This is a genomic window from Methyloceanibacter marginalis, assembly GCF_001723295.1.
Lineage (GTDB): Bacteria > Pseudomonadota > Alphaproteobacteria > Rhizobiales > Methyloligellaceae > Methyloceanibacter > Methyloceanibacter marginalis.
On the sequence record NZ_LPWD01000370.1, the window covers coordinates 1 to 3344 of the forward strand.

The window sequence follows — 3344 nt, forward strand, 5'->3', positions numbered from 1 at the left end:
GGCGCTCTATGCCGACGACGCCCGCCCCGGCGCGGGGCGGCCCCCCCCATCGTGGCGCTGACCGCCACGCCTTCGAAGAGGATCGGGCGGGTTATCTCGCGGCCGGTCTCGACGACTATCTCGCCAAGCCCTTCGAGAAGCGGGATCTGGCGGGACTGCTCACCCGCTGGCTCGGCGAGGACGGGCGGGGGCACCAGGAGACGGGCGCCGGCGCCGCCTGAGGCCTTCGACACGAGGCGCCGCAAGGCTTTCCCCAGGCTGTCACATAGACTTCGAATTGGTTTGCTAACCGGCTTATGTTGTGGCCGAATCAAACCACTGCTCGGCTCATGCGTTTCAGTTGGTGGCTGGCGGAGTCCCGTGGCGCGTTTCCCCAAACATTTCAATTGGGCTCGGCCATGCGGACGAGGCCAACGCAAGGACGCCTGTCGGGCAAATTCGCGGTGAGGCAATGTTTCCAGGACTGAATTTCCGGCCAAGTCAGAATAGCGGCCTTCCGTTTGGGGGCGCCGGCGCACGCCGTCCGTCAGCCTTCGCGGGCGGTTTCAACCGCCGCAGATCTATGGCCGCATCGGTCAGCTCGAAGTGCAGCTCGCCCGCAAGAAAAGCGAACTCCGCCGCGCTCAGCGCCTCCGCTACAAAGTCTTCTACGAGGAGATGGCGGCCACGCCCGGCGCGCTCGCCCTCCTGTCGCGGCGCGACGAGGACGCCTATGACGCGATCTTCGACCATCTGCTCGTCGTCGACCGCGGCGATCCGGCGAAGAAGGGCTGGCGCCGGTCGCAGGTGGTCGGCACCTATCGCGTGTTGCGCCAGGCCGTCGCCGATCACAACGATGGGTTCTATACGCAGGGCGAATACGACATCGCGCCGCTGATCCAGTCGAAGCCCGATTACAGTTTCATCGAGCTCGGCCGCTCCTGTGTGCTCAAGCCCTACCGGAATCGGCGCACGCTGGAGCTCCTGTGGCAGGGCGTGTGGTCTTATGTTCGTCAGCACGGCGCCGACGTCATGATCGGCTGCGCGAGCTTCCCGGGCACCGATCCCTCCGCCCATGCGCTTGCTCTGAGCTTCCTGCACCATAACTCGCTCGCGCCGGAGGATTGGCGGGTGCGGGCCCACGACCATTTGCACGTCGACATGAACATGATGCCGCGCGAGGCCGTCGATGCGCGCGCAGCCCTCAAGGCGCTGCCCCCGCTGATCAAAGGTTATTTGCGGGTCGGCGCCTTTGTCGGCGACGGCGCTGTCATCGACCATCAATTCGGCACCACCGATGTCCTCGTCATCATGCCGGTCGAATTGATCAAGACCCGCTATTTTGCTCATTTCGGCGCACCGGGTGAGTTGGTCGAGCCGGCCACGCAGGCGCTCGGACCGCTTAACTAGGTTCGCACGTCCGTTTGACGGGGCTCAAAGCGCCTCCTACATTTTCCCGTCATGGGTCATAACGACGTCAGAGGCGCGAAAGCGGCGGCCGAGGCCGCTGGAAACCTGCGTCATCTCAACGAGCGTTCGCGCGAAATCTTCAAGCGGATTGTCGAGACATATCTGGAAACCGGCGAACCGGTCGGCTCGCGCAATTTGAGCCGGGCGCTGCCTATGACGCTGTCGCCGGCCTCGGTGCGCAACGTCATGTCCGATCTCGAGGCGCTCGGCCTGATCTACGCGCCCCATACGAGCGCTGGAAGGCTGCCGACCCAATCGGGCTTGCGGCTGTTCGTCGACGGTCTTTTGGAGATCGGCGACATCACGGAGGCCGAACGCAACCAGATCAAGTCGCGCATGGCCGCCGGCGGACGACGCCGCGGCGTCGAGGACTTTTTATCCGAAGCCGGCGAGATGCTGTCGGGGCTGTCCCGCTGCGCGGGTGTCGTGCTCGCCGAAAAGCAAAGCAAGACGCTGCGCCATGTCGAGTTCGTCAATCTCGGCCAGGGCCAGGCGCTCGCCGTGCTGGTGGGCGAGGACGGCGACGTCGAGAACCGCATCGTGCCGCTGCCCGAGGGGTTGCCGCTCTCCTCGCTCAACGAGGCGACCAACTACATCAATGCCCATATCGGCGGGCGGACGCTGGCCGAGGCCCGCGTGCGGATCGAAGGGGAGATCGAGGCCCGACGCGCCCAGCTCGACGAGCTCACGGCGCGGGTCGTCACCGACGGGCTCGCCATCTGGTCGGGCGAGGCCGACGACCGGCAGAGCCTCATCGTGTGCGGCCGCGCGCATCTTCTGGAAGACGTGCGGGCCATGGAGGACCTGGAGCGGGTCCGGCTCCTGTTCGAGGACCTCGACGCCAAGAAGGATCTGATCCAGCTCTTGGGGCTGGCCGAGCGCGCGAAGGGGTCCCGGATTTTCATCGGTTCCGAAAACAAGCTGTTTTCGCTCTCGGGCTCCGCGCTGATCGTCTCGCCTTTCGAGGACTCGGAGCAGAAAATCGTTGGCGTGGCTGGGGGTGATCGGGCCGACAAGGCTCAACTACGCGCGTATCATCCCGATGGTTGACTACACGGCAAGATTACTCGGGCGGCTCGTTCCCTGATCTTGGCACGCCTTGTCCCTTGATTTTTCTCCGCTCCCGGTCGATATCCGGAGCTTCCCTTTGAACCCCAATCGCCGAGGCGTCTGATGGCGGACAATTCCGATCCACGTGAGACAGACGAGGATCAGACGAAATCAACCTCGACCGAGGCGGCCGAAAACCCGGACGTGAGCGCCGAGCTCGCGGGCGATCTCGAAGGCCTTCTCGCCGAGAACGCCGATATGCGCGACAAGCTGCTGCGCACCATGGCGGACATGGAGAACCTGCGCCGCCGCACCGAGCGCGAGAAAGAAGACACGGCGCGCTACGCGATCTCCAACTTCGCCCGTGACGTGCTGACCATCGGCGACAATTTGCGGCGTGCGGTCGAGCATGTGCCGGCGGACGCCGCTGCCCAAGACCCGGCGCTCAAGAGCTTTCTGGAAGGGGTCGAGCTCACCGAGCGGGAGTTGCTGAACATGATGGAGAAGCACGGGGTCACCAAGATCGAGCCGCTCGGTCAGCGCTTCGACCCGAACCAGCAGCAGGCCATGTACGAGGTGCCGAACACCGACGTGCCCGACGGCACCGTGGTGGAGGTCATGCAGGCCGGCTACACGATCGGCGACCGCGTGCTGCGCCCGGCGCTGGTGGCCGTATCGAAGGGCGGCGCCAAGCCCGCGCCCAAATCGGAGCCAGGCGGCAACGGCTTCGGGCCTGACGTTGCGGACGACGACATCCCCGACGGCGGCGACTAGGTCCCAACATTGTATCGAGCGTCATCCTGAGGTACCCGGCGCGTGCTTCGAGACTCGCTTCGCTCGCACCT

Annotated in this window: 3 protein-coding genes and 1 pseudogene; all 4 read left to right on the forward strand. The window is 65.1% G+C overall.

The window, feature by feature from the left end:
• The coding region (locus AUC71_RS19690; RefSeq protein ID WP_158007843.1) for a response regulator at positions 1 to 221 on the forward strand (221 nt) is incomplete at its 5' end.
• 337 nt (positions 222 to 558) lie between these two features.
• Positions 559 to 1389, forward strand: coding sequence for a l-ornithine N(alpha)-acyltransferase (olsB, locus tag AUC71_RS12965; protein WP_069624595.1), 831 nt, complete (start codon positions 559 to 561; stop codon positions 1387 to 1389).
• Between the two features lie 51 nt (positions 1390 to 1440).
• Positions 1441 to 2536, forward strand: a pseudogene (gene hrcA, locus AUC71_RS12970) (heat-inducible transcriptional repressor HrcA).
• 86 nt (positions 2537 to 2622) lie between these two features.
• Entirely contained in the window at positions 2623 to 3273 is a 651-nt protein-coding gene (gene grpE / locus AUC71_RS12975) for a nucleotide exchange factor GrpE (RefSeq protein WP_069624596.1), read from the forward strand.
• The last annotated feature ends 71 nt before the right edge of the window (positions 3274 to 3344 follow it).